This is a genomic window from Sinobaca sp. TMA16-18 (genome assembly GCF_059510535.1).
The window spans coordinates 95297-120574 of sequence record NZ_JCAKFM010000004.1 but is presented as its reverse complement, the minus strand read 5'-3'; the positions used below and the strand labels follow the sequence as shown (position 1 = coordinate 120574).

Below are 25278 nucleotides of genomic sequence, written 5' to 3'. Positions count from 1 at the left end.
AATTCAGCCGGAAGAAGGAATTGACCATGACCAATGCACCGAGAGTCACAGTAGTTGGCAGCATTAATATGGATTTGATTACTACCTGTTCCCGCATTCCAGAGCAGGGAGAGACGATAATAGGAGAGCGGTTCGAAACGGCCCCGGGAGGGAAAGGCGCCAATCAGGCAATAGCAGCCGCGAGACTGGGAGCGGACGTAAGTTTTATCGGGCATACAGGAGATGATTATATTGGCAGAGAGATACGCGCCTATCTTAAAGAAAGCCGGATTACCAGCCTGTATGTGAAAGCGGCTCCGGCAGTTTCTACCGGAACCGCCTCTATTCTGTTAACAGATAATGACAACCGGATTATTATTGCCTCCGGCGCCAATGCCTATGTAACGCCTGATTATGTAGACGAACATCTCCACGTACTGAAGCAGAGCGACATCATTTTAATGTCATTTGAAATACCTGCTGAAACGATTATGCATACGGCACAGAGATGCAGTGAGCTCAATCTGCCTCTTATGATTAATCCGGCTCCCGCCCTGGATATGCCGGAATTATTATGGAAACTGGCCGATTATATAACGCCTAATGAAAAAGAATACAGCCAGCTGTTTACAGAAGCGGAGGATACCATCCAGCAGAAAATTATTACGACCCTTGGAGATAAAGGGGTGCGGTGGAGAGAAGGTACGATAGTAAAGTCGCATCCGGGTTATAAAAGCCGGGTACAGGACACAACGGGAGCGGGGGATACTTTCAACGGGGCACTTGCCGTTGGAACAGCTGAAGGAAAATCAATGAAAGAAGCTGCAGCTTTTGCGAATGCAGCAGCCTCCATAGCTGTTGAAAAAATTGGAGCACAGACAGGCATGCCTGATTACAAAGAAGTGCAGCAAAGAATGAGTGAAGGGATGCAGGTTTGCATTACTAAAAGTAAGGGGATAGAAGAAGAGTATAAAAAGAAGGATGTGGAACCAGGATGAAAGCAATTGTAATAAATGAATACGGCGGTAAGGAACAGCTTACAGAAGAACAAATAGACCGGCCGGAGCCGGAAGATGATGAAGTCGTTATTGAAATATATTCAACGTCTGTAAATCCGATTGACTGGAAATTGAGAGAAGGCTATTTAAAAGACATGCTGCCTTATGAATTCCCTATTATATTAGGATGGGATGCAGCAGGCGTTGTAAGAGAAACTGGGAAAAACGTTCATTCGTTTAAAAAAGGAGACCGGGTATTCACACGTACTGCCAACAACAACCGTGGTACGTACGCAGAGTATGTAAAAACAACGGAAAACCGGGTTTCTTATATGCCAAAAGATATGAGCTTTGATGACGCCGCAGCTGTTCCGCTTGCCGGACAGACGGCCTGGCAGTGTCTCGTCGAATTTGCAGAAATGAAATCCGGAGATAAAGTACTCATTCACGGAGCCGGCGGCGGAGTCGGTCATTTTGCCGTGCAGATTGCAAAAAGCTTCGGTGCCTATGTTATCGCTACTGCAAGTGCGGAAAAAGCAGATATGTTAAAAGAACTTGGGGCCGATGAAATCATTGACTACCAGACAGAAGACTTTGAAAAAATAGTGACGGATGCAGATATTGTACTCGACACGATCGGCGGCGAGGTGCTCGAAAAAAGCTTTACCGTACTGAAAAAAGGCGGGAAGCTTCCAACCATCGCCGGACAGCCGGAACAGGAACAGGCGGATAAATACGGAGTGAAAGCCGGCTTTGTATGGCTCGAAGAAAGTGGAGAACGTCTGCAGAAGCTGGCGGATCTATGTGTCCAAGGCAAATTAAAAGTAGTTATCGACAGCACGTTTCCTCTTAGTGAAGAAGGTGTTCAGCAGGCCCATGCGGCAAGTGAAGAAGGCCGCACCCGCGGTAAAATTGTGATTAAGGTTAAATCATAGGAGTGTGACTGACATGGAAGAAAAACAGAAAATGATCGTATTCAGCGATTTTCTTTGACCCTTCTGCTTTATCGGGAGTGCCCCGCTCAACCAGTTGGTTGAGGAAGAGAAAGTAGAAATAGAATGGCGGTCATTTGAATTAAAGCCGGAAGGCGTTGAACTGCCGCCCAAGCCGGAAGGCTACATGGAGCAGGCAAGAGCGAACGTGAAGCGGATGTCCGAACAGTACGGGCTGGATATGAAATGGAATGACAAAAGCAGCCATTCCCATCACGCTCATGAAGGAGCCAAGTTTGCGGAACTGCATGGAAAGGCAGATGCCTATCATGACGCCGTGTTTAAAGCACAGTTTCAGGAAGATAGAGATATCAACGATCTTGCCACCCTGACAGCAATTGCTGAAGCTGTTGGACTCGACGAAGAAGCATTCCGCCAATCCGTGGAGAATAGAGAATTTGAACAGGTAATTATGGAAGACAGGCAGACGGCCGAGCAGATCGGCATTACAGGAGTGCCATGTTTTATTGCAAACGAACAGGGCATAATGGGGGCTCAGACGTATGAATCCCTCCTTCATTTATTAAATAAAAAATAACAATTCAGCCTCTCCCTTTTCCCCGGGAGAGGTTTTTAATAAGCAGAGATCTTCTTAAAATTTTATTGAATTTACTCTCCGTTCAATTGAAATTTTGAATCTTGTACAAGCCAAAAGCTGAAAAGGAAAAGAACGACCTTTTTATTTTCACCGATGGCTGGTCTGTTCGAGTCGCCGCCTAATTTTTTTCTGTGCTATTCCCTTTTTAAAAGAAACGGGTATTGTGTATAGATATACAAAATATAATGAATTCTCGATATGTTAAAGAAGCTGCCCCTTGTTTAGGGGCAGCTCTTCTTTTTCTTCCTTATTTTATTATAATACTCTTTTGAATCCTTCTTTTTCCAAATAATCGATGGCTTCGCCGTACGTATTGAATGTGCCATCGAGCTGCAGCCCGGCGTAGACATTCCAGCCGTCTTCTTCCGGCATGAGAACGAGCAGCTGATCCTCTACGTTTTCCCATTCTTCAATTTCAAATTCTTCTTCTATAGAGGCATCAGCCTGAAGAGAAGAAATCGCTTCTTTAATTAAATTTCTAAAGTCATCTGCCGGATATTCCCGAATATTTACCATGCCGCGCTCATCTGTTTTAACGTTCTGGACCAGTTCGGCATAGACAAATCCGTTGCCGTTCGGATGAAGGTGATAGACAACATTTTTCTTATCATATGCACTTTCTTCGTAATGGAAGTTAACGCGCCCCATGGATACTTCTTTTTTCTCAAGTTCTACAAATTCTTCCGCAATTTTTATTTTTTCCTCAAAAGTAAGCATAAATCCTCCGATCTTTTTTTCATCGTTACAGTATATCATATATTTCATAGTTATTATCAAGAATGCGGAGGCTGAATTTATTTCGAAAAGAGAAATATATGATACACTGCTAATGGTATAAAGAAGCATTAAAGGAGGGCGCTGTCTGTGCCGGATTCACATATAGAAAGTGCTGAACCACTCAGCAGATCTGTTAAAAGAAGAATTATTGTTTTGCTATGTGCAGTTCTTATGTTTTCTGTTATGAACTCTACTATGTTTATGATTGCGGTTCCTGATATTGCCCAGGCCTTTTCGTTATCTCCTTCGGAGGTAAGCTGGGTAGTAACAGGATACATTATTATTTATGCAGTAGGTGCGCTTATCTATGGAAAGCTCGCTGACTTGTATCCATTTAAGCGGCTGCTGACGGTTGGACTGATTTTGTTTGCTGTTGGCTCTGTGATCGGATTTTTCTCCACTCACTTCCTGATGGTAGTGGCGGCCAGAATGATCCAGGCTGCCGGAGCTGCAACGGTTCCAGCGCTTGTATTTATCGCGCCTTCCCGTTTTTTTAAAGAGGAACAGGGCAAGGTGCTTGGCATAGTATCTTCAACAATGGCATTTGCATCCGGGATAGGCCCTATTGCCGGCGGGTTGATTGCCGGTGCATTCGCCTGGAATTACTTATTTCTAGTATCGATATTCGTTGTAATAACGATTCCGTTTTTTCACAAATGGCTGCCGGTGGAAGAGCCGAAAACCGGCAAAGTCGACTTTCCGGGTGCCTTTTTTATGGCAGTGGGAGTTGGATTCTTTATTTTATTTATTACAACGGTCGGCTGGGTGTATCTCGGGATCAGTATCATCTTTTTGTCTATTTTCATATGGTGGATTTTCCGTGTGGACAATCCGTTTATCAAGCCCGGTTTATTTCTGAACCATGCGTACCGGACCACCTTAATTACAAGCTTTTTCGGGATTATGACAATGTTCAGCATGATGTTTATGATGCCTCTTCTCTTGGATGACGTGAACAATCTCAGTACAACAGCGATTGGGCTCGTATTGTTTCCTGGTGCGATAACTGCGGCATTTATGGGAAGAATTGCCGGCTTATGGACGGATCGGTTTGGCAGCTGGCCGATGGTGTTTCTTGCCCTCGGCTTAACGATGGTTGGCTTCATCTCGCTGTCTATTACTGCTGGTGCTTCTCCATGGCTCATAAGCATGGCCCTGGTTGCAAGCTATGTAGCTTTTCCGTTTCTGCAGACAGCCACAGCTAACTTAATTTCTTCTGTTCTTCCGGAGGAGGAGACAGGTGTAGGAATGGGCGTGTACAATTTATTTAATTTCATGGCCGGTGCATTCGGAGGAGCGGTCATAGGTGCCCTGCTGAATCAATATACCGGAGCACAGGCGTATAATCCGCTTCATTTTTCTCCGGGAAATGCCGGTATTTACAGCAATATCTTTATGGGAATGGCTATAATGGCTGTTATTAACGGAGCCGTATTTTATTTTTCTTCCCGTTCCTTTCGTGAGGCGGCTACTTCTTCTTCGAAACAAAGAGAGCAGTACGGAAAATCATGATATACTAACAAAAGTTGATTAAAATGAGTAGTGGAGGGGCCGTCATGATGTGGCAGAAAGGCTTATTTATCACAGCAGCCGTCATCACAGGCGGCCTTTTTTCTGCTGCTGGTGTGCCTGCCGGCTGGCTGTTTGGAGCCCTGCTGGCCGGGATTTTTACAGGGATTTTCATTAAGCGTTTTACCTTTGAAGGCTGGCCGTTTCAGGCAGCTCTGGCGCTCGTGGGAGCCAACATTGGCTTTTTGATGGACACAGAGCTTTTCGCGGTCATTCCAGCCTATATTCTGCCCCTGATTGTCACGTTATCGATTACACTGCTGATGGGGCTTGTATTTGGAATGTTGATGTACAAATGGACAAGCCTGGACGTAAAGACAGCTTTTTTCTGCTGCGTGCCGGGCGGAGCGTCGGAAGTAATCAGCGTCAGCCGGGAATATGGGGCGGATGACCGCATTGTCGCAGCCTTTCATACAGCGCGGATTACTTTTTTTGTCTTTCTTATTCCTCTTTCCGCTGTGCTGTTTTATCCAGCCGCTCCCTCCGGCGGTGTGACGGCTGACCCGGGCGTCTGGAATCCATTCATCGGTTTTCCGATTTTATTCTTTATTGTCACACTTGTTATTGTATTAAATAAATATGTTAAAATTCCCGGTGGAGCTCTTCTTTATGCGCTGGCCATTGGATTTGCCGTCGGGGAATGGATCGTGCCGGGTCTTGCTTCACCTGGGTATGCAGCAGGCATTGGACAGGCGCTGATTGGTGCCATGGTAGGCATCCGCTTTGACAGGGAGACGCTGCTTCGTGTGAAAAGCATCGGGCTGCCAAGCCTGGGGATTCTGCAGTGTTTTTTACTGCTCAGCCTTACATTAGCGGGACTATTCACGTTAATGACCCCGCTCCCATACATAACAAGTCTGCTCAGCACGGTGCCTGCCGGCGCAGCAGAAATGTCTTCCACCGCATTTGCCCTGCAGCTGGAGCCGACGCTCGTATCAACGCTTCACATTATTCGTGTGATTGTCTTGTTTTTACTGCTCCCGTTTCTTATTAAATGGATGGACCGAATGATATTAAAAAATGAAGGATGAGATATATGACTGAAATAATGAAGATTTCTGCTTCAAAGCAAGCCGTTGAAACGTTTCAGAAAGGGTACCCTTTAATCCATGAAGACATGGTAAATAAACGGGAAAAACTTTCGGAAGAAGGAACCGTTTTTGATTTAATGACCCCGCAGGGCCAGTTTATCGCAAAAGCATACTACGGCCTGCAGAATAAAGGTATCGGCTGGATTCTTACGCAGAAAAAAGAAGAAGCCATTGACCAGCAGTTCTTTACTGGAAAACTGAGTGCGGCTCTGCAGAGAAGAAAAGCTTTTTTTGAAGATGAATCCACGACTGCTTTTCGAGTGTTTAACGGTGAGGGAGACGGCATCGGCGGATTAACAATTGATTATTTTAACGGCTATTATCTGCTGCAGTGGTACAGTGCAGGCATCTATGCATTTCGTTCTCTTATTATCCGCGCGCTTGAAGCCGTGACTGCTTATGAAGGCTTGTACGAAAAAAGGCGTTTTCAGCAGCAGGGCCAGTATATAGAAGGCGACGATTTTGTAAAAGGAAAAGAAGCTCCTGCTCCGCTTCATATTAAAGAAAATGGGATGACCTTTGCCGTGTACTTAAATGATGGAGCAATGGTCGGCATCTTTCTCGACCAGCGTGACGCAAGAAAGCGGCTGCGCGATGAATATTCAGCCGGAAAGACGGTTCTGAACACTTTTTCCTACACCGGTGCTTTTTCTGTTGCCGCTCATTCCGGGGGTGCTGCCAAAACAGTGGATGTTGATGTAGCAAACAGAAGCAAGACACGCGTTCGTGAGAATTTTGAGCTGAATGAAATTATAAGTGAGGATCAGGAAATACGGGTGATGGATGTATTTGCCTACTTTGATTATGCTAAAAAGAAAAATATTACGTATGACGTCATTGTGCTCGATCCCCCAAGCTTTGCAAGAACGAAGAAACGCACGTTTTCTGCAGCTAAGGATTATACTTCCCTTCTCGTTGATGCGATATCTATCATTAAAGATGGGGGTACGATCATCGCTTCAACGAATTTTGGAGGTTTTGGAATGAAAGCTTTCCAAAAGCAAATTGATAAAGCGTGTACGAAAGCAGAAGTAAAACAAAACGTCACAGAGCGCGTCCGTCTTCCCGATGATCATCCTTATACAGCTTCTTACAAAGAGGGCGATTATTTAAAGGTTGTATTTATAGAAATAACAAAATAACGCATCAGGTTGACGGTAAAAGTACCTTCGGCAGCTGAACGTTCTTCTTCGGGAGAACGTTTTTGCGTTTTCCTCACTTTGAAATGGGGTATAGATCAAAATGTAATAAGAAAATAGAGGTTTTCGAAACAGATCGTTTTACCTGACAGCTTGTTGGTGATAAGATATTAAAATCAACCTTCAGATAAAGGCAAGTTCATTGAAAAGTGATTACGCAAAGTTACAGGTCTAAGGCGCTATATGCTAAGATGGCTGAACTGCCTGGGGAGAGATCCTATAAAGGCTTGGGAGGTTGGAAATATTGGAAACAAAAGAACTGGATTACGACTGGATGGTATTAATACGCGAAGCTAAAACAGCAGGTATGACAAAAAAAGAGATCCTGGAATTTTTTCAAGCAGTAAAGCATTAATAAATACCAGACAAAAAAGTAGTATGTAATGATAGAAAAGAGTGTTGCTATCTTTTAACCGTTTACTACACGTAAAGAGCATGTTAAAACAAGGTTATTGTTTTAACATGCTCTTTGTATGTCCTGGAGAAACTAGTTGGCATTCTTATCTTTTTCGAATGACGTCCATTTCTCATAGCGGATAAACTTTTGAAAATCACGAAACTGCTTTTTGCTGATACCCGCTTGTATCGCTTCATGGATCAAGGCCTGCCATTCTTCGTCAATTACCCCGTCTTTCGAAGCGGGAGCAGGGGAATCTGTAATTATGCTGGAAATATTAATTTCAAGTGCTTCTGTAATCTTTTCAAGCACATCAATAGAGGGATTGTGTTTAATTCCTCTTTCAATGTAACTCAAATACGATTTGGAGATACCGGTTGACGAGGCTAAATCAGATAATGTCATTCTTTTTTGTTTTCGGTACCTTCGTATGTTTTCACCAATCATGTACGGTTTACCCTCCCTATAAGAAAATGAATGCATAAATAAATAAATGAATAAATAGATATACGTTATATAGAACATTATAGTTCTTTATATTGTTCTAATCATGAGTCGAAGTAACTATTTTCGGTTATTTTATCCCTAATATAGAGGAGGAAATCTATTGAAACGCCTTGATAAAGAATTTTTCCATCTGCCGACCCTGGAATTATCCAGAGCTTTGCTTGGACAGACGCTTGTAAAAGAAACACCGGAGGGCAGAACGACAGGCAGAATTGTGGAAACGGAAGCCTATATAGGCCCGGAAGACCGGGCTGCCCACAGTTACAAAGCCAGACGTACAAAACGAACAGAAATTATGTTTGCTTCCCCGGGGCATGTATACACGTACACGATGCATACCCATTGTTTGTTTAACATTGTATCCGCGCCGGAAAACAGCCCGGAGGCCGTTTTGATTAGAGCGGTCGAGCCCTTATCCGGACAGGACCTGATGGAAAGCCGCAGAAGCGGTCGCAGGGAATTGGAATGGACCAATGGTCCCGGAAAACTAACCAAAGCGCTAGGAATCTCGATGGAGGATTATGGCAGGCACTGCTGTGATGACACCTCTGTCTATCTGCTGGAAGGCAGAATACCGGGAAATATTGAAGCGGGACCGCGGGTTGGCATTGACAACAGCGGAGAAGCAGTAGACTATCCGTGGAGGTTTTGGGATTCAAGTAGTCCATATGTCTCAAAAAGCAGAAAAAAGCCAGACACTCCATGAGGAGTGTCTGGCTTTTTTATTCTATGAAGGGGAGTTTCCTTTTTCGGACGCCGGCTGGAAGGCCTCGCTTGGTTTCTTATTTCCTTTAATAAAAAAGGATAAGACAAGTCCCAATAGAGAAATCACGGCGGTAACGAGAAAGGCCGTATTGACGCCTTCGATCAGTGCAGTCGATGGAGCAGAAGCAGAGCCTGCCGCAACACTGCTCATAATAGTAATCAGGACAGCCGTGCCGATGGAGCCTGCCACCTGACGCATCGTATTCGTCATGGCGGTGCCGTGGGGAATTAAATCCTCCGACAGCTGATTAAGGCCTGCGGTAGTCATCGGCATCATGACCATGGCCATGCCAAGCATGCGGAATGCATGCAGCGTAGCTATAGCGGTTAACGAAGTCATGTTGTCAAAATAGATAAATGGAATCGTACCTCCGACAAGTGATGCCATGCCGATAAGGCCCAGCCATCTTGCCCCGACCTTGTCAAAAATACGGCCGGTAATAGGAGAACAGATTCCCATCACTATAGCGCCCGGCATGAGAATAAGCCCGGATTGCAGGGCGGTGAACCCTCTGGCGTCCTGAATGTACAAAGGAAGTATAGTAGCCGCCCCGATCATAGCTGTAAAAACAATCATCGTAATAACGGTAGTTAAAGTGAATATTGGGTTTTTAAATACCCTGAATTCAAGAATAGGGGTAGGCAGTTTAAGCTGCCGCGTAATAAAGGCTACGAGGGAGACAACCCCTATGGCTAAGGTGATGGTGACAACCGGTGCCCCCCAGCCGCTTGAACCCGCTGTACTAAATCCGTAAAGCAGGCCTCCGAAGCCGAAGGTGGATAAAATAATGGAAAGGCTGTCCATTTTCGGGTGCTTTAATGTCGTAACGTCTGTCATCTTAAAATAGGCCACAATTAAATTGATCATGGCAATAGGAAAAATAATATAAAAAAGCAGGCGCCATGAATAGTTATCAACAATTAAGCCTGATAAAGTAGGGCCGATGGCGGGTGCAAATGATATAACCATACCGACAAGCCCCATAGCGGCTCCGCGTTTGTCTATAGGGAAAATAAGCAGAAACACGGTCTGCATAAGCGGCATCATAATTCCTGCCCCCATGGCCTGCACGATACGTCCGACGATGAGGATGCTGAATGCAGGCGACACAGCGGCAATAAGGGTACCAATAGCAAACAGCCCCATAGCAGCCATAAAAAGGCGCCGGGTCGTGAACGTTTCAATTAAAAAAGCTGTAATGGGGATCATAATACCGTTAACAAGCAGGAATACAGTAGTAAGCCACTGGGCCTGGGATGCATTAATATTTAAATCTCCCATAATGGTTGGAATGGCGGTGGCCAGAAGTGTCTGGTTCAGCACCGCGATGAAAGCGCCTGTAATTAAAATAGATACAATAATTCTTGTGTTAATTTCTTTTCCGGTTGTAGTATCTGTCATTTCCCTTTCCTCCTAGTGCTCTGAGCGGTAAATACGCTCAGCATGGATGGTCTCTTTTTCAATTTCGCTCTGCTGACGTAAGTGAGTGAAAAGCGCATCCACAATAATCGTATTTACATTCGTTCGAACCATTTCTTCTTTCAGCTGCCGGACAGCCTGCTGAAAGTATTCGTGCTTTTCCTCCGGCAGTTTTGTTTTAATGGCAGCCTGAAGTTCAAGCAGGCTGTTGTTCCATCTTTTTTCAAAAGGCTGGTGCTGTTCTTTTTCTGCTTCTTCTATAAAGGGAGCCATATACGCAGAAGTAAACAACGGCTCTTTCGATTTCCGGGAAGCAATGACTGCTTCAATGCTGGAGGCAACGAACTCTGCTATTGCTTCGTAGTCGACATGCTCTTCTTTTTTCTTATCTAAAAGAAGCGTGATCTCCCGGGTAAAGCCTTTAAATAAAATAGTCAGATCCCAGATATTCGCCTGAACATCACTTCCGAATCCTTCCAGAAGCATGTTTTTGTGCCAGTTCAGCAGAATGCCGTAGCTTTGATTCATCAGCTCATTAACTCTGCGTGACTGCTGGGGTTTTGCCTGCTGGAGCATATAAATGAATTCCCGCTTGCCGATAAACCCGCGGATTTCCTCCATTACTTTTGCTTTAAACGCTTCTCTGGGTGTAAGCGAAGTATCCATCTGGATTGCTTCCGACCTGGCAATCATTTGATCACGGTTGTGTGTAGCAATATTTAAGAGAATATCCTCTTTGTTTTCAAAATACTTATAAATAGAGGCTTTGGACATACGGCACGCTTCAGCTATATCCTGAACCGATGTTTTATAAAAGCCTCTTTCTGAAAATAAATGCATGCTTTTAGTGAGTATGAACTGCTTTTTCTCTTCGATCATAAATTCATTCTTCTCCTTAAAACTGATTGGTTTCTATAAAACGTTCAAGTTTTTTGCCATGATTTATCTTATCGAACCCAATAGACAAAGTCAAGAATAATGTTTCAGTTTCCGAAATAAATATACATGTGTATTTTGATCCATTTTTTGGATAAATAATGAAGAAATTGGCTGGTTTGTGTTTTAAAAGAAGAGGAGGGGGAAGAGGAGGAGTATTGCCAGCAAGTCATTTAAATAAAATCAAGCAGGAGGATATATATGGACATCTCGAAAAGACAGACAGAAGGACAGCCGAATCAGACACAGCCGGAACAGCCGGGTGTAGAATCGAAAATGGATCCCCATCCGGTCCAGCCGGATCAGTATAAAGGAGCAGAAAAGCTTAAAGACAGAGTTGCTCTTATTACAGGAGGAGACAGCGGCATTGGTCGTGCTGTGGCAATGGCTTATGCCAAAGAGGGTGCGCATATAGCAATCAGCTATTACAATGAGCACGATGATGCGGAAGAAACAAAACGCCTGGTAGAGCAGGAGGGTGTAAAAGCAGTACTGCTTCCAGGAGATGTATCGGAAGAGAGTGTCTGCAAAGATATTGTGGAGAAAACAGTCAGTGAACTGGGGAAGCTGGACATCGTAGTAAATAATGCAGCTATTCAATATCCGCAGAACGACATTCAGGATATTTCGTTTGAACAGCTCGACAAAGTATTCCGGACAAACTTCTATTCTGTTTTCCATGTAACTAAATTTGCTGTTCCGCATTTAAAAAATGGAAGCTCGATTATCAACACGACATCCATTAATCCATACAGAGGAAATCCTGTTCTGATTGATTACACCGCAACAAAAGGAGCGATTGTTGGTTTTACAAGAAGTATGGCAGGAAGCCTGGTCGATAAAGGGATACGAGTTAACATGGTAGCCCCGGGCCCGATCTGGACGCCGTTAATTCCTTCTACATTTGACGGAGAGTCGGTGGAAAAGTTTGGAACAGACACCCCGATGGGACGTCCCGGACAGCCTTCTGAGCACGTAGGAGCGTACGTACTGCTTGCGTCTGATGAATCTTCCTACATGACCGGCCAGTGTATTCATATTAACGGCGGCGACTTTATGTCCTCGTAACAGCAAAACTCCCGGCCGTGGCCGGGAGTTTTTTTATTTTAATGTCGTTATTTTATTCAGCACGGAAGTTCTTGGCTTAGCAGCAGGTATATGATCCGGATAACCTATCTGCATAAGCCCGACAATCGTTTCTTCAGTATCAATGTGCATCGCTTCCTTGAATACATCACTGTCAACATAGCCGCCGGTTTTCCAGATCATGCCGATTCCCTGTTCCCAGGCACAAAGCTGAAAGTTTTGGATAAGTGCACTGGAAGCGCCGAAATTTTCCTCCCATTTTTTGCGGTTTTTTTCGGCAGCATTGATGACAAGCAGATGAGCGGAAGGTCCCATTATTTTTGCGCGTATTTTATCAGGATTTTTTTGCTTTTTGCACTGGCTGTTGTAAGCAAGCATTGCCTCCAGCAGATTTTCCTTTCCATTTTCGAGACAGAGAATAAAGCGCCACGGTTCCCGTACGCCGTGGTCCGGTGCCCACTTTGCTGTTTCCAGCAGGTCGATAATCATTTCTTCGGATACTGGCTCATCCGAAAAAGAGTTGATGGATCGTCTTTCTGTAATAATACCGGCAAGGTCTTTACGCTGCGTTTGAATCATGGGAAAGTCATCCTTTCTTAACTGAGAACCATTTTCATTAATCGTAGCATAAACGGACTGGAAGAACAAAAGATAACATGTTACAATTAGAAATGACTGATAGTCATTCATTTTTCAGGAGGGATACATTATAGACACCACAAAAAGAGAACGGATCCTGCAAAGTGCCATCAACGTATTCTCCGAGCAGGGACTCGAAAAAACAAAAGTAGCCGATATTGTTAAGCAGGCCGGAATAGCCCAGGGGACCTTTTATTTATATTTCCCTTCAAAATATGCATTAATTCCTGCGATAGCAGAAAAGCTGCTTGATGATATTTTAACAATTATGGAAGAAAAAATTACTGCAGGTCAGACGTTTGAAGAGAAAATAGCAGCTATTGTAGATGCTACATTTGAAATTACTGCGGAATATAAAGATGTACTCGCCTTATGCTACTCGGGTCTTTCTTTATCAGGGGCCCTGCAGGAATGGGAAAAAATTTATGAACCTTATTACCGCTGGATGGACGAGCTTCTTGAAGGTGCCATCCGGAAAAAAGAAATTCGTCCGGGTATCCGGGTAAGGATTACTTCCAAGATGCTGATCGGCGTCATGGAAGAGTCAGCGGAACAGGTGTATTTATTTGATGAACACTATGATGGCAGTACGGAATATCGGGAAGAGCTTAAATTATTTATTACCCAGGGGTTGAAATAAATTCCTGGCAGTCAAAATGACTGACATTCATTCATTAAAGGAGAAGAGTTAATCGTGAAATTACAAGAATCAACGCTGCTTCGTTTATCTGTGACGGGGGCTTTATTATTTTCTGTTATGGGTATCATTTGGGGCATCTCTGCTGCCTCCCAGATGATACTGTTTGACGGACTGTATTCCCTCATCAGCCTCGGACTTTCCTTTATGTCGATCAGCGCCTATTATTTTATGAAAAAAGAAAACCTTAAGCAGTTTCAATACGGAAAAGAATCGATCGAGCCGCTCATTGTTTCATTTAAAGCTTTAGTAATTACCCTCTTATGTATAGGTGCTATCGCTTCTTCTATTTACGCGTTATGGAACGGTGGAAGAGAAATTGCGCTCGGCAGCGCTCTTGTGTATGCCGTAATAAGTACGATTCTATGCGGCGGGGTATATGGTGTGATCCGGGGCAGGGAGGCAGGGGAGAGTTCCTCTTTTCTCCAGGCAGAATCAGCCCAGTGGCTGATGGATACCCTGCTGAGTGCGGGAGTGCTGGCAGGATTTCTGCTGGCTTTTATCCTGCAGGCCGCCGGTTTTCAAACTGTGATACCTTACGTGGATCCATTGATGGTACTTGTGATCGGCTTGTATTTTTTAAAAATGCCGTACCGGCTTCTTCGCAGTAATGGAAGAGAATTAATTCGAATGGTCCCGGCACCGGACATAGCAGCTCTTATTCATGCGAAAGCAGAAGAGTTATTAGTGAAGTACAACATGCAGGATATGATTGTAAGAACAACCAAAGTAGGGCAGACGTTGTATATTGATATTGATTATATTATTGACGATACGTCCGACATTCAGAACGTAAAGGAAATGGATATTCTCCGCAGGGATTTCGAGGCGGGCATAAAGCAGGTGGACATGGGAAAGTGGGTAACCATCACTTTTACGGCAGATAAGTACTGGGCTATTTAAAGGTAGGAATGGATTGAACGGATCGTTTCTGAAATTGTATGACCGGTAAACAGATGGTCCGCCAAATGGTCCAGTTCTGTTTCGCTTTCATTGATTATAACCAGGGAGGCACCGTTTTGTTTTGCATCTTCAGGAAAATAAGAAGCCGGCGCTACGGTGAGGCTTGTTCCCAGTACGATAAAAAGATCTGATTGCAGAGCGGCTTTCTCTGCTTGTTCCAATGCCTTGGAAGGAAGCATTTCCCCAAATAGAACAATATCAGGGCGGAGCAGTCCGCCGCAGGAAGGGCAGGCTGTTTCTGCCTTTACATAAAGAGACGTATCTTCACGGGTTCCGCAGTCATTACAGCGGAGCGATGCCAGAGACCCATGGAGTTCAGATACAGAACGGCTTCCTGCTTTTTGATGGAGGTTGTCTACGTTTTGCGTGATAATCTGCTGGACAAAGCCGGTACGCTCCCATTCCGACAGGAGAATATGCCCGTCATTTGGAGATACGCTCTGCAGAGCTTCGATTCGTTTCTGATAAAAGGAAACAAACGAAGAGCGGTTGTTGTGCATAGCCTCAGTGCTGGCCATTTTCACGGGGTCATACTTCTGCCAGAGTCCCTGCTGGGACCGGAAATCCGGGAGCCCGCTTTCTGTGGACATACCGGCTCCTGTCATTACAGTAGTATAAGAAGAGGCTTTTAGTAAATCCGCTATGTTCTTCATATTTCCAACAGCTCCTTTTATTTAATAGTCCGTCAGTTCAATAAGGCGATCATCGTTATCGGATGGGTTGCCCCGTCCATCACCGTTATTCGTTACGATATACAGGCGGTCTTCTTCTGCCCACACATCACGAAGCCTGCCTTCTCCGCTGTAAATGACAGTCATTTCTTCTGATTCTATATTAAATCGCATCAGCTGTGTGCCGCGGAGGCCGGTTACAAATAAATCCCCGTTGTCGTCCGCATCCATACCGGAAGGTGCCCATGTATCGCTGCCGGAGTGAAAGAGAGGACTCTGCATCGTATCGTCCTGTTCGTCACCGGTGATTTCCGGCCAGCCGTAGTTTTCTCCTGCCTGAATCTGGTTGATTTCATCTTCGGCAGAAGAACCGTGCTCCGAGCTGTACATGATGCCTTCCTCGTTCCAGGCCAGCCCCTGCGGGTTACGGTGCCCGTAGGAGTATACGTACGAACTCTCCATAGGGTTATCTTCAGGAATCATCCCATCCGTATCCATTCGCAGAATGCTCCCTGCCAGATTGTCGGGATCCTGAGAGCTGTCTTCAACGTCTGCGTCACCGGTGGTGGCGTAAAGCATGCCATCCGGACCAATTTCCAGCCGACCGCCATTATGAATGGAAGCTCCGGGTATTCCGTCGAGGAGCACTTCGTTCTCGGTCCACTCATCGCCTGAGCGTTCCAGAGAGACGATACGGTTGGCCAGGCCATTATCGGATTCATACGTATAGTAGGCATAGGCCGTCTGGTTAGTATCGTCAAACTCAGGGTCAAGTACAAAGCCGAGAAGCCCGCCTTCGCCTTCTGCAGCGACGTCATCCGATAAGTCCGGTTCGGTTCTTGTGACGCTGCCGTTTTCATCAATCCATGCAATGGTTCCCGGTCGTTCGCTGACGAAAAATCCGTCCGCATGCGGCTGGATTGCCCAGGGGACATCAAGGTTTTCAGCGATCGTAATTGCTGAGGCCGAGCTGTCGGCACTATTTTCTGAACTGTTATCGGTTTCCTCGTTGCCGCAGGCTGTGAGCAGCAGGGAGACGCTGCCCAGAAAAAATAATGGTTTCTTATACATAAAAAAACCTCCTTAGTTGGCACTAATGATTTCTTTTTCGCTCCATTTCCACAAATCTTCCGCAAGATCACGATCGAGAGCCGTGTTGGAAGGAACGATCGGCTGCATGTTTTCAAAATATTTGCCAGAAACCGAAGCTGCTTCAGGAGAAGAAGCGAGGTGAACGGCAGTTGCAGCTCCTTCTTCCGACGTCTGAAAGAAAGGGCGGAGAAGAGCATGAATGCCTCTGCCAAATCCAGTTTCCCGGTTTACGCCAAGACTGGTGCTGACGGCGCCGGGGTGAAGGCTGTTGATGGTGACCGGTGTATTGGAAAGACGCTGATCGAGAGAAAGGGCGAATAAAATATTTGCGAGTTTCGATTGGCCGTATGCTTTCCAGATGCTGTATTCTTTTGTGAAATGAGGGTCTTCAAAATCCATGCGGCCCCATTTATGGGCACCGGAAGAGACCATAATGATCCGCCCCTGCGGCGCGGCTTTTACTACGTCAAGAAGCAGATTCGTTAATAAAAAAGGACCTAAGTGGTTAACGCCGATCGTTTTTTCAAAACCATCGGCCGTTTCTTTTCTTTTTGTCTCGATCACGCCGGCGTTATTGATTAAAACATCGAGCGAGTGCCACCGGGAGGTGAAAGCCTGACAAAAAGAACGGATGCTTTCCAAAGAAGCCAGGTCACAGATCATCATTTCCGCAGAAGAGCAGCCGCTGTAGTTGTTAATTTCGCGAATAGCATTTATACCCCGTTCATTATTTCTTGATGTAATAATAACGTGAGCCCCTTTTTTAGCAAGCGCCTTGGCAGAAGCAAGACCCATACCGGTGTTTCCACCGGTAATTAATACCCGTTTCCCATTCATATGTACTGCCTCCTTTGTATACCTTGCTTATTCCCAATATGAGCCGGGCGGAAACAAAAGGGAAGGAGGCAAAGAATGCAAAAAAGAGCTCCCCCGAAGGGAAGCTCTTTTCATTATGGTTTTTCATTGGTGTCGGCTAATTATGCTTTAGTTACGTTAGCTGCTTGTGGTCCACGGTCGCCTTCAACGATCTCGAAGTTAACTTGCTGGCCTTCTTCAAGTGTTTTGAAGCCTTCTTCCTGAATTGCGGAGAAGTGTACGAATACGTCGTCTGCACCTTCGCGCTCGATGAAGCCAAAACCTTTTTCTGCGTTAAACCATTTAACTGTACCTTGTTCCATGTGATGTTCCTCCTGCGTGCGTAATAATCTGTTGCGCACTAATAGTATTACTTATCTTGCAAACCGATACCCTATTTGTTAATAGTTGTACCGGACAAAATAGCTACTTTAGAATACCATCGATTTTTAGATTTTGCAACCACCTGATGGATAAATTAATCATATTTTCTGCATGATCAGCTTTTTATACGAATAAATAAAGAAATATAAAAGTTGTAAATGCTTTCAGAATAGTAGTTTCGCCGGTTTTTAGGAAAATGATGAAAAAGCGAAAAAAATTTAATTATTTTTTTGTTTATAGTTTACAGCGTCTTTTACCGTTTTAAATGCTGTAAAAGAATTAAGGCTGGCATGAACTTCTTTTGAACGAACGGCAGTTTTTTCCAAGAATATCTTCATAGCTGTATCCGGTCATCTGCATAAACCCCTGGTTTGTATAAATGATCGGGTTGTCTTTAAGTGCCGGATCGGAAACAATAACACCTGCCCGGGTGTGGTCTATCGCTTCAAGAAGGATGGAAGCTGCGGGCAGATCAATAGGGAAATGACTACCCATGTTGTGAAGGGCTCCTTTATTATGTAGTAGCTTTTTTTCTGTTCATAATAGTATCATTTTTTTATGAATGCATAGAAAAAAACTCCTTTCCGGCAGCAGAGCCGGTAAAGGAGTCTAAGGTGTTATTTATCTGTTACCGGAAACCATCCCGGCGTATTGATAATAGCCTGCCAGAGGGCATCAGGAATGACAAGTTTTCTTTGGTCGTTAACGGAAAGCGTTGTTTGAATCGCATCCTCTTGTCCGTCCGCTGCTTTTTCAATCCAGTCCGGCTCCATAATGAATTCCCGGCCAAGAGCAATAAGCGGAACGCCGGAAGCCATTGCTTTTTCCGCCTCTTCTGGTGTGTGAAGAGAACCTACTCCAATAACAGGAATACGCGAGCCGATCTTTTCCTGAATGAGCGACACCCGGGAAGCAGTATCGTGTTCATTTCTCATAGAACCCGACCAGAAATTCTGCACAGAAACATGAATGTAATCGAGCGTCTGTGAAGCCAGTATTTCAGAAAGAGTCAACGTATCTTCCATTGTGATACCTGGATTCTCTGCTTCTTCAGGAGAAAGGCGGTAGCCGACAATAAATGAATCATCTGCATGGGTTTTAGCTGCTTCCAGTACCGCCTCAGTGACAGCCAGAGGAAATCTGGTACGGTTTTCAAAACTGCCTCCCCATTCGTCTTCTCTTCTATTAGAATGTGGGGAAAAGAACTGCTGAATCAAATACGTGTTGGCTCCGTGGATTTCTACCCCGTCAAATCCGGCCTCAGCGGCTCTTCTTGTTGCTTCGCCAAAGCTGTGAATAATATGAATGATTTCGTCTTTTTCCAACGCTCTCGGCGTCACTGCGTTTTCACGGACAGGTGCTACCGCGCTTGCGCTCACCGGCATATTGTCAGGGACAAGCTCGGGCGGGCACATTCTTCCTCCGTGAAAAATCTGCAGAACCGCTTTGGAACCCTTTGCTTTGATGGCATCAGCAAGTCTTGTAAGTCCTGGAATTAAATCGTCGTGGTGGACGCCTATTTCATCTTTAAAGCCTTTGCCGTCTTCTGTGACATTTGCGCAGGCTGTTACAACAACAGAAGCACCGCCGGATCGTCTTTCGTAATAAGCTATTTCTTCATCACTGACCTCGCCGTTTGGCATAGATGCAAAATTGGTCATCGGAGCCAGGAAGACCCGGTTTTTAAGTTCCAGTTCGCCGGGGAGAGTGAATGTTTGTAAAAATGAATAGTTATGTGATGCAGTCATATCATGTCCTCCTCTATTTAAGTTACAAAGTATATTCTAGATAATGATTAATAACTAAAGCAACTAAATTAGCTTATGGATGTTTGATGATTCAACAGGCGGGGTAAATTAAGTAATGGCTAGAATTTCACAGCAGTAGAAATGCTGCTACTAACTAAGGAGGAATTTATAATGGAAACAATATTTACTTCTTATGCAACAGCACAAGGCGGTCGTGAAGGCCACGTTAAATCGGACGATGGACTTATAGATGTGAATTTGGTACAGCCGGGATCCGGTTCGGAAAAAGGCTCAAATCCTGAGCAGCTTTTTGCAGCAGGTTATTCCGCATGCTACGACGGGGCATTGAACCTGATGGCCAAAAATGAAAAAAAGAATATTACTTCAGAAACAACAGCAGCTGTTAGTTTAAATAAAGACGAAGCAGACAATGGCTTTAAAATCAGCGTAGAGCTGACGGTTAATATCTCCGGTGTTTCCCAGCAGGAAGCGGAAGAATTAACGGAAAAAGCTCATCAGTTCTGCCCATATTCCAAAGCAACAAGAGGAAATATTGACGTAACAATTACTACAAAAGCGGAATAATAGAGTAAAAAGAACGGCTGCATCAGCGGCCGTTCTTTTTTTTATCTCTAAATCTATATTATTTTATGCTAAACTAGATATTACTGAATAGATAAGCGTAAAAGGAGATATTACATGAACAACGAAAGTCCGGCATTGGATGCGTTCCCTTCTTATATACAAGATAACTGGGAGAAAAGCAGTTATACAGAATGGACCCCTATCCAGGAAAAAGTAATTCCGCCATTGTTAAACGGCGAAAACGCATTGTTTCATTCCCCGACCGGTACAGGAAAGACAGTAGCGTATCTGCTGCCGTCTCTTCATAAAATAGATGAATCTGTTAAACAAACGCAGGTTCTGATTGTCGTACCAACGAGAGAACTGGCGATGCAGGTAGCAGAGCAGGTGAAAATATGGACGCAGGGATCCGGAATTAAATCCGCAGCATTTATCGGCGGAGCCAATATCCAGCGTCAGCTCGACAAGCTCAAGAAAACCGTTCATGTGGTCGTAGGCACACCCGGAAGGCTGGATGAGCTGAAAAGCAGAAAGAAATTGAAGCTGCACGCGCTGCAGACGTTTATTGCGGATGAAACGGATCAACTGCTGCAAAAAGAAAATACGAAATATATGCAGTCACTGCTTAAAGATGTGAAGCGGGAAACCCAGCTGGTTTACACATCGGCTACCGTAACAAAAGAAGTCCGGGCATTCGCCGAACGGACAATGGAGCCTTATCAATTATTCAGTGTTGAATTTACGCAGGAAGAAAAAGATAGAATTACCCACTTGTACATTGTGTCTGATGAGCGGGATAAAATCGATCAGATGAGAAAAATTGTAAACGCCGTTGGAAAGCAGGCAATCGTTTTCGTTAACAACGCGGATAAACTGGAAGAAGCTTCCGGGAAAATGAACTACAGAAACTGGTCTTCGAGGACGCTTCATGCGCAGAGCTCCAAGGAAGAACGGGAAAAGTCATTAAAAGCGTTCAGAAATGAAGAGATCAGGCTGCTTCTTGCATCAGACGTTGCAGCACGGGGGCTGGATATTGAGGAACTGCCCTGCGTTATTTCACTTGATCTTCCCTTTACAAAAGAACAGTATACCCACCGTGCCGGAAGAACAGGACGGATGGGAAGAGAAGGTCTTGTGATTACCCTATGTACTCCCCGGGAAGAATCCATCTTTAAGCGCATTGCAAAAGAGGCGGATGTTCACGCGGTAAAAGCTGCGATCCGAGGCGGGGAATTAGTGGAAGCATAAAAAACCGCCCCCGAAGGAACGGCTTTTAAACAGTATCAAACAATTCTTTTTCAAAAGTGTTCAAGTGGGTAGCCAGCGTAATGATACATTCTTTATGGTAGTAATGTTTCACGGCTTCAGCCATCTCGTGCTGTGAAGCGAAGTAATGGATATTCCGGCGGTTATTGGCAATTATTTCAATATCGGCTGATGTTCCGGCGGTTACCTGCTGAATTTTTTCATCAAAGATGTAAGCATAAGGCTTATTCATTCCAGGGCCCCCTTAAAAAATAGTTTTAGGAACTGCCCTTATTTTATACCTAATAATGGAGTAAATCAATCTGCCATATATAAAGATAATGTTACTGTATTTTAATGATTGTAAAAAAATATTAATGAAAATGATGTTTTAAGATCAATAAATATGGTATAATATTAAGGTTATGGAATGAACTAGTTAAGCGAACTTTCAAAGTAAAAGTATCTGCCACACTATTTTGTTGCGGAAATAATAAGAAATATGAAATATAAAGGAGATTATTTTATTGACTTTGTTTAAAGAACTAAATATCAACCCGGAAATCTTAAAAGCCGTTGAGGCTATGGGATTTGAAGAAGCAACACCTATCCAATCAGAGGTTATTCCTAAGCTGAAAGCAGGCAAGGATATCATCGGCCAGGCACAAACAGGAACAGGTAAAACAGCAGCATTTGGTATTCCGCTTATTGAAAACATGAATAAAGAAGAAAAAGCACCACAGGGCTTAATTCTTGCTCCTACAAGAGAATTAGCTATTCAGGTATCTGAAGAGATCAACCGCCTGGGCAAGTACGCAGGCATCTGGTCCCTTGCGATTTACGGCGGACAGGATATTTCACGCCAGATTAAAGCGTTGAAAAGATCCCCGCAGATTATCGTAGGAACTCCAGGTCGTTTCATGGACCATATGAGAAGAAAAACAATCCGTCCCAACACGATGAGAATGGTTGTATTGGATGAAGCGGACGAAATGCTCAGCATGGGATTTGTTGAAGACATTGAAACAATTCTCAGTGAAACACCGGAAGACCGTCAAACATTGTTGTTCTCAGCAACTATGCCTACAAGATTGAGAACAGTAACGAGCAAGTTTATGAAAGATCCAGAATCCATTAAAGTAAAAAGCAAAGGCTTGACGGTTTCCAACATCGAGCAGCGTTATATCGAAGTACCGGAAAAGCAGAAGTTTGACACGCTTTGCCATCAGCTTGATATTACTCCTCCTGATCTGGCTATCGTTTTCGGCCGGACAAAAAGAAGAGTAGACGAGCTTGCTGAAGCTCTTTCCCAGCGCGGCTATGCTGCAGAAGGTATCCACGGAGACCTGAAGCAGGAAAAGCGCGATAAAGTAATCCGCAAATTTAAAAAATCTACTATTGATATACTTGTCGCAACAGACGTTGCAGCAAGAGGGCTTGATGTAACGGGCGTAACGCACGTTTACAACTTTGACCTGCCGCAGGATCCGGAAAGCTACGTTCACCGTATCGGCCGTACCGGCCGTGCCGGTAAGAATGGTTTGGCTTACAGCTTTGTAACGCCAAAAGAAAAAAGCCATTTGAAGTATATTGAAGATACAACAAAAGCGAAAATGATCAGAGAAGAGCTTCCTACCTTTGAAGACGCAATGGAAGGACGCGTTCATCAGGCTGTAGAAGATCTTGAAAAAGCAGCAAAAGGAGAAAGACTGGACGCTCTTAGAGGCCCGGCTGAAAATCTTCTTAGTGAATACGATGCGGTAACGCTCGTAGCAGCGGCCCTTAAGGTCAATACAAAAGAAGCTGAAAAAGCAACAGTCAAGCTGACGGAAGAAGCACCACTCCGCTCTAAAAAACAAGGCGGCGGCGGTAACTACCGTAAGAGAAACGATGGCCCCCGCGGCGCAGGCGGCGGTAAGAAACCTTACGGCAAGTCAACGCAGCGTAAAGAGAGTTATGCAAGAACAAGAAGAAATCCAAAACGTCCTGCAAACTCATAAAACAAAAACAAACCGCCTTCGGGCGGTTTTTTTGTATGGATAGAGCCGGCTGACACGCTGCAGCAGGTGAGAAAATACGCGGGCGTATGATATAATAGCACGGCAGAAAGAGAAAGGCAGGAATGCGTGATGAGTATTATTCGAGTGGAAGACCTGTATAAATCATATGGTGAAAAAACAATATTTGACCGGATTTCCTTTTCTATTGAGCCCCAGGATAGAATCGGATTAATTGGAGTAAACGGAACAGGCAAATCAACGCTGTTGAAAGTCCTGTCCGGTATAGAAAGTCCAGAAGAGGGCATAGTGTATCATGCTAATTCCTTTGAGCAGGCGTTCCTTCCCCAGGAACCTGTATTGGACGGAGAGGCCACGGTACTCGATGAAATATACTTTGGTGCCTCTAAAAAAATGAAAACGATGCGGGAATATGAAAAAGTACAAGCCGAGCTTGAAAAAGCTCCCGGCGACGCGAAGATCCAGGAGCGTATGATAGCTGTACAGCAGCGGATCGAAGAAGAAGATGCCTGGGAGGCGAGCACACTTGCTAAACAAGTACTGACAAAGCTTGGCATTACTGAATTTTTAAAAAAGACAAAAGATCTTTCCGGCGGCCAGAAAAAGCGTGTCGCAATGGCAAAAGCTTTAATTCAGCCGGGGGACCTGCTGATTCTGGATGAGCCGACGAACCATTTGGATCATCAGTCAATCGAATGGCTGGAAAAATACCTGGCCACTTTTCCGGGTGCGCTTATTGTCGTTACGCATGATCGGTACTTTCTGAATCGCGTAACCAACCGTGTATTTGAACTCGATAAAGGAAACCTTTACGAATACAGCGGCAACTACGAAATGTACCTGGAAAAAAAGGCGGAACGCGAAGCAAACGAAGAAAACAGAAATACAAAGCTTCAGAATACGATGAGACGTGAACTCGAATGGCTGCGAAGAGGACCTAAAGCACGCGGCACGAAACAAAAAGCAAGAGTGCAGCGGATTCATCATACAAAAGAAACGATGCAGCACACCTCAAAAGAAGAGCTTTCTTTTGCTGTAGGATCACAGCGGTTAGGAAAAAAGGTGATGGAACTCGAGAATATCTCGAAGGCGTTTCCCGGCCGGCAGCTGCTGGACTCCTTTAATCTGCTCGTGCAGCCGGGCAGCAGAATAGGCATTATCGGAGAAAACGGAAGCGGGAAATCAACGCTCCTTAATATAATGGCAGGACGGGAACAGCCGGATAGTGGAGTAGTGGATACAGGTACAACAGTCAAAATAGGATACTATACGCAAAACCATGAGGAACTGGATGAATCCAAGCGGGTTATCGAATATATTAGAAGCATTGCGGAAGTAGTGCAGACAGAAGACGGCCAGAGTGTTACCGCTGAACAAATGCTGGAGCGGTTTTTATTCAACCGAACCGTGCAGTGGAACTATATCAGCCGTTTATCCGGAGGAGAAAAACGGAGGCTTTATTTACTGAGTATTTTAATGACGGAACCAAACGTATTAATGCTGGATGAGCCGACCAACGACCTTGATACCCAGACGCTTGGGATTTTGGAAGAATACCTGGCTGCTTTTTCCGGCTGCGTCATTACTGTATCCCACGACCGTTATTTTTTGGACCGGGTTGTGGATTACCTGCTTATTTTCGACAGTACGTCGACAGTCAAACGGTTTCAGGGAAGTTATTCCGACTTTTTAACGGAGCAGGCAGAAAAATCGGTAGCGGTCTCTGCAGCAAAAAAACTTCCGGAAAAAAAGAAAGCAGTCAAATTATCCTATAACGAAAAGAAAGAATGGGAATCTATTGAAGAGGATATTCTGGAAGCAGAAGAACAGAGCGGAGAAATCCAGAAAAAGATAGATGCAGCCGGCAGTGATTTCGAAAATATTCAGAAGTGGATGGAAGAAAAGCAGAAGCTGGAGGAACAGACAGAGTATCTGTTTGAGCGCTGGGAAGAACTCTCCACGAAAATGAACCCGGAATAAATAAGATTGACAATACCGGCAGTGAGGAGTACATTATAAGAAATAACTTGATATCCTTTGGAAAAAGGGGAGTAGCTTTTTCAATAA

At 44.5% G+C, this 25278-nt stretch carries 26 protein-coding genes, 1 pseudogene and 1 riboswitch; of the genes and pseudogenes, 15 read left to right on the top strand and 12 right to left on the bottom strand.

What is annotated here, in order from left to right:
- Positions 1-26: 26 nt before the first annotated feature.
- From AC5W14_RS09030 to AC5W14_RS09020, 3 genes are all read left to right on the top strand, one after another.
- Positions 27-977, top strand: coding sequence for a ribokinase (locus AC5W14_RS09030; RefSeq protein ID WP_496194174.1), 951 nt, complete (start codon positions 27-29; stop codon positions 975-977).
- A complete protein-coding gene (locus AC5W14_RS09025) occupies positions 974-1912 on the top strand; it encodes an NADP-dependent oxidoreductase (RefSeq protein ID WP_496194173.1) in 939 nt (312 codons plus the stop codon). Before AC5W14_RS09030 ends, AC5W14_RS09025 begins: the two co-directional genes overlap by 4 nt.
- Before the next feature lie 70 nt (positions 1913-1982).
- Entirely contained in the window at positions 1983-2507 is a 525-nt protein-coding gene (locus tag AC5W14_RS09020) for a DsbA family oxidoreductase (RefSeq protein ID WP_496194321.1), read from the top strand.
- A 315-nt stretch (positions 2508-2822) separates the two neighbouring features.
- On the opposite strand, the gene AC5W14_RS09015 is transcribed toward AC5W14_RS09020, so the two are convergent.
- A complete protein-coding gene (locus AC5W14_RS09015) occupies positions 2823-3284 on the bottom strand; it encodes a hypothetical protein (RefSeq protein WP_496194172.1) in 462 nt (153 codons plus the stop codon).
- A 147-nt stretch (positions 3285-3431) separates the two neighbouring features.
- Here AC5W14_RS09015 and AC5W14_RS09010 point away from each other — a divergent pair, with 147 nt between their 5' ends.
- The 4 genes from AC5W14_RS09010 to sinI all read left to right on the top strand — a co-directional run bounded on the left by AC5W14_RS09010 (position 3432) and on the right by sinI (position 7558).
- Complete coding sequence (locus AC5W14_RS09010; RefSeq protein ID WP_496194171.1) at positions 3432-4856, top strand: MFS transporter; 1425 nt, start codon at positions 3432-3434, stop codon at positions 4854-4856.
- 44 nt (positions 4857-4900) lie between these two features.
- Entirely contained in the window at positions 4901-5944 is a 1044-nt protein-coding gene (locus AC5W14_RS09005) for an AbrB family transcriptional regulator (protein ID WP_496194170.1), read from the top strand.
- 5 nt (positions 5945-5949) lie between these two features.
- Positions 5950-7146, top strand: coding sequence for a class I SAM-dependent rRNA methyltransferase (locus tag AC5W14_RS09000; protein ID WP_496060361.1), 1197 nt, complete (start codon positions 5950-5952; stop codon positions 7144-7146).
- Between the two features lie 179 nt (positions 7147-7325).
- A riboswitch (cyclic di-GMP riboswitch) is annotated at positions 7326-7411 on the top strand.
- 36 nt (positions 7412-7447) lie between these two features.
- The gene (gene sinI / locus AC5W14_RS08995) at positions 7448-7558 is read left to right on the top strand and encodes a DNA-binding anti-repressor SinI (protein ID WP_496060362.1); all 111 of its coding nucleotides are present in this window, start codon (positions 7448-7450) and stop codon (positions 7556-7558) included.
- Positions 7559-7690: 132 nt separating this feature from the next.
- On the opposite strand, the gene AC5W14_RS08990 is transcribed toward sinI, so the two are convergent.
- Positions 7691-8047 (bottom strand): helix-turn-helix domain-containing protein, encoded by a 357-nt coding sequence (locus tag AC5W14_RS08990; RefSeq protein ID WP_496060363.1) that lies wholly within the window; start codon positions 8045-8047, stop codon positions 7691-7693.
- Between the two features lie 160 nt (positions 8048-8207).
- Between AC5W14_RS08990 and AC5W14_RS08985 the strand changes: the two genes are divergently transcribed.
- The gene (locus AC5W14_RS08985; protein WP_496060364.1) at positions 8208-8813 is read left to right on the top strand and encodes a DNA-3-methyladenine glycosylase; all 606 of its coding nucleotides are present in this window, start codon (positions 8208-8210) and stop codon (positions 8811-8813) included.
- Positions 8814-8834: 21 nt separating this feature from the next.
- Here the strand turns inward: AC5W14_RS08985 and AC5W14_RS08980 are convergent, their stop codons facing one another.
- Together AC5W14_RS08980 and AC5W14_RS08975 are read right to left on the bottom strand one after the other, a co-directional pair.
- Positions 8835-10274 (bottom strand): MDR family MFS transporter, encoded by a 1440-nt coding sequence (locus AC5W14_RS08980; protein ID WP_496194169.1) that lies wholly within the window; start codon positions 10272-10274, stop codon positions 8835-8837.
- A 12-nt stretch (positions 10275-10286) separates the two neighbouring features.
- A complete protein-coding gene (locus AC5W14_RS08975) occupies positions 10287-11171 on the bottom strand; it encodes a TetR family transcriptional regulator (RefSeq protein WP_496060366.1) in 885 nt (294 codons plus the stop codon).
- A 258-nt stretch (positions 11172-11429) separates the two neighbouring features.
- On the opposite strand from AC5W14_RS08975, the gene AC5W14_RS08970 reads away from it, so the two are divergent.
- On the top strand, positions 11430-12296 hold the full coding sequence (locus AC5W14_RS08970) for an SDR family oxidoreductase (RefSeq protein ID WP_496060367.1): 867 nt from the start codon (positions 11430-11432) through the stop codon (positions 12294-12296).
- 33 nt (positions 12297-12329) lie between these two features.
- On the opposite strand, the gene AC5W14_RS08965 is transcribed toward AC5W14_RS08970, so the two are convergent.
- Positions 12330-12893, bottom strand: coding sequence for a nitroreductase family protein (locus AC5W14_RS08965; protein ID WP_496194168.1), 564 nt, complete (start codon positions 12891-12893; stop codon positions 12330-12332).
- A 109-nt stretch (positions 12894-13002) separates the two neighbouring features.
- Between AC5W14_RS08965 and AC5W14_RS08960 the strand changes: the two genes are divergently transcribed.
- Both AC5W14_RS08960 and AC5W14_RS08955 read left to right on the top strand, forming a co-directional pair.
- A complete protein-coding gene (locus tag AC5W14_RS08960) occupies positions 13003-13593 on the top strand; it encodes a TetR/AcrR family transcriptional regulator (RefSeq protein ID WP_496194320.1) in 591 nt (196 codons plus the stop codon).
- A 54-nt stretch (positions 13594-13647) separates the two neighbouring features.
- Complete coding sequence (locus tag AC5W14_RS08955; RefSeq protein ID WP_496194167.1) at positions 13648-14553, top strand: cation diffusion facilitator family transporter; 906 nt, start codon at positions 13648-13650, stop codon at positions 14551-14553.
- Here AC5W14_RS08955 and AC5W14_RS08950 read toward each other — a convergent pair.
- The 6 genes and pseudogenes from AC5W14_RS08950 to AC5W14_RS08925 form a co-directional block, all read right to left on the bottom strand.
- Positions 14550-15266: an NAD-dependent deacylase gene (locus tag AC5W14_RS08950; RefSeq protein WP_496060370.1), complete on the bottom strand. Its 717-nt coding sequence runs from the start codon at positions 15264-15266 to the stop codon at positions 14550-14552. The genes AC5W14_RS08955 and AC5W14_RS08950 overlap by 4 nt on opposite strands.
- Before the next feature lie 21 nt (positions 15267-15287).
- Positions 15288-16355, bottom strand: a complete 1068-nt coding sequence (locus AC5W14_RS08945; RefSeq protein ID WP_496060371.1) for a PQQ-dependent sugar dehydrogenase — start codon at positions 16353-16355, stop codon at positions 15288-15290.
- Positions 16356-16367: 12 nt separating this feature from the next.
- Positions 16368-17213: an SDR family oxidoreductase gene (locus AC5W14_RS08940; RefSeq protein WP_496060372.1), complete on the bottom strand. Its 846-nt coding sequence runs from the start codon at positions 17211-17213 to the stop codon at positions 16368-16370.
- A gap of 140 nt (positions 17214-17353) precedes the next feature.
- Complete coding sequence (locus AC5W14_RS08935; protein ID WP_120193703.1) at positions 17354-17554, bottom strand: cold-shock protein; 201 nt, start codon at positions 17552-17554, stop codon at positions 17354-17356.
- Between the two features lie 370 nt (positions 17555-17924).
- Positions 17925-18110: pseudogene (locus tag AC5W14_RS08930) on the bottom strand (PAS domain-containing protein); the annotation flags it as partial.
- A 122-nt stretch (positions 18111-18232) separates the two neighbouring features.
- Positions 18233-19363: an NADH-dependent flavin oxidoreductase gene (locus AC5W14_RS08925; RefSeq protein WP_496194166.1), complete on the bottom strand. Its 1131-nt coding sequence runs from the start codon at positions 19361-19363 to the stop codon at positions 18233-18235.
- Positions 19364-19534: 171 nt separating this feature from the next.
- Here AC5W14_RS08925 and AC5W14_RS08920 point away from each other — a divergent pair, with 171 nt between their 5' ends.
- Together AC5W14_RS08920 and AC5W14_RS08915 are read left to right on the top strand one after the other, a co-directional pair.
- On the top strand, positions 19535-19948 hold the full coding sequence (locus AC5W14_RS08920; RefSeq protein WP_496060375.1) for an organic hydroperoxide resistance protein: 414 nt from the start codon (positions 19535-19537) through the stop codon (positions 19946-19948).
- A gap of 114 nt (positions 19949-20062) precedes the next feature.
- Complete coding sequence (locus AC5W14_RS08915; RefSeq protein WP_496060376.1) at positions 20063-21196, top strand: DEAD/DEAH box helicase; 1134 nt, start codon at positions 20063-20065, stop codon at positions 21194-21196.
- 25 nt (positions 21197-21221) lie between these two features.
- On the opposite strand, the gene AC5W14_RS08910 is transcribed toward AC5W14_RS08915, so the two are convergent.
- The gene (locus tag AC5W14_RS08910) at positions 21222-21446 is read right to left on the bottom strand and encodes a hypothetical protein (protein WP_496060377.1); all 225 of its coding nucleotides are present in this window, start codon (positions 21444-21446) and stop codon (positions 21222-21224) included.
- 274 nt (positions 21447-21720) lie between these two features.
- Here AC5W14_RS08910 and cshA point away from each other — a divergent pair, with 274 nt between their 5' ends.
- Together cshA and AC5W14_RS08900 are read left to right on the top strand one after the other, a co-directional pair.
- Entirely contained in the window at positions 21721-23193 is a 1473-nt protein-coding gene (gene cshA, locus AC5W14_RS08905; RefSeq protein WP_496194165.1) for a degradosome RNA helicase CshA, read from the top strand.
- Positions 23194-23322: 129 nt separating this feature from the next.
- Positions 23323-25191 (top strand): ABC-F family ATP-binding cassette domain-containing protein, encoded by a 1869-nt coding sequence (locus tag AC5W14_RS08900; protein ID WP_496060379.1) that lies wholly within the window; start codon positions 23323-23325, stop codon positions 25189-25191.
- Positions 25192-25278 lie beyond the last annotated feature (87 nt).

Bases quoted from the DNA above. Each gene is read 5' to 3' on its own strand.
- AC5W14_RS08975 (WP_496060366.1), bottom strand. From the start codon at position 11,171: ATGATCGAAGAGAAAAAGCAGTTCATACTCACTAAAAGCATGCATTTA.
- AC5W14_RS08965 (WP_496194168.1), bottom strand. From the start codon at position 12,893: ATGATTCAAACGCAGCGTAAAGACCTTGCCGGTATTATTACAGAAAGA.
- AC5W14_RS08990 (WP_496060363.1), bottom strand. From the start codon at position 8,047: ATGATTGGTGAAAACATACGAAGGTACCGAAAACAAAAAAGAATGACA.
- AC5W14_RS08925 (WP_496194166.1), bottom strand. From the start codon at position 19,363: ATGACTGCATCACATAACTATTCATTTTTACAAACATTCACTCTCCCC.
- AC5W14_RS08980 (WP_496194169.1), bottom strand. From the start codon at position 10,274: ATGACAGATACTACAACCGGAAAAGAAATTAACACAAGAATTATTGTA.
- AC5W14_RS09015 (WP_496194172.1), bottom strand. From the start codon at position 3,284: ATGCTTACTTTTGAGGAAAAAATAAAAATTGCGGAAGAATTTGTAGAA.
- AC5W14_RS08910 (WP_496060377.1), bottom strand. From the start codon at position 21,446: ATGAATAAGCCTTATGCTTACATCTTTGATGAAAAAATTCAGCAGGTA.
- AC5W14_RS08900 (WP_496060379.1), top strand. From the start codon at position 23,323: ATGAGTATTATTCGAGTGGAAGACCTGTATAAATCATATGGTGAAAAA.
- AC5W14_RS08920 (WP_496060375.1), top strand. From the start codon at position 19,535: ATGGAAACAATATTTACTTCTTATGCAACAGCACAAGGCGGTCGTGAA.
- AC5W14_RS09005 (WP_496194170.1), top strand. From the start codon at position 4,901: ATGATGTGGCAGAAAGGCTTATTTATCACAGCAGCCGTCATCACAGGC.
- AC5W14_RS08970 (WP_496060367.1), top strand. From the start codon at position 11,430: ATGGACATCTCGAAAAGACAGACAGAAGGACAGCCGAATCAGACACAG.
- AC5W14_RS08940 (WP_496060372.1), bottom strand. From the start codon at position 17,213: ATGAATGGGAAACGGGTATTAATTACCGGTGGAAACACCGGTATGGGT.
- AC5W14_RS08915 (WP_496060376.1), top strand. From the start codon at position 20,063: ATGAACAACGAAAGTCCGGCATTGGATGCGTTCCCTTCTTATATACAA.
- AC5W14_RS08935 (WP_120193703.1), bottom strand. From the start codon at position 17,554: ATGGAACAAGGTACAGTTAAATGGTTTAACGCAGAAAAAGGTTTTGGC.
- AC5W14_RS09000 (WP_496060361.1), top strand. From the start codon at position 5,950: ATGACTGAAATAATGAAGATTTCTGCTTCAAAGCAAGCCGTTGAAACG.
- AC5W14_RS09030 (WP_496194174.1), top strand. From the start codon at position 27: ATGACCAATGCACCGAGAGTCACAGTAGTTGGCAGCATTAATATGGAT.
- AC5W14_RS08950 (WP_496060370.1), bottom strand. From the start codon at position 15,266: ATGAAGAACATAGCGGATTTACTAAAAGCCTCTTCTTATACTACTGTA.
- AC5W14_RS09025 (WP_496194173.1), top strand. From the start codon at position 974: ATGAAAGCAATTGTAATAAATGAATACGGCGGTAAGGAACAGCTTACA.
- AC5W14_RS08945 (WP_496060371.1), bottom strand. From the start codon at position 16,355: ATGTATAAGAAACCATTATTTTTTCTGGGCAGCGTCTCCCTGCTGCTC.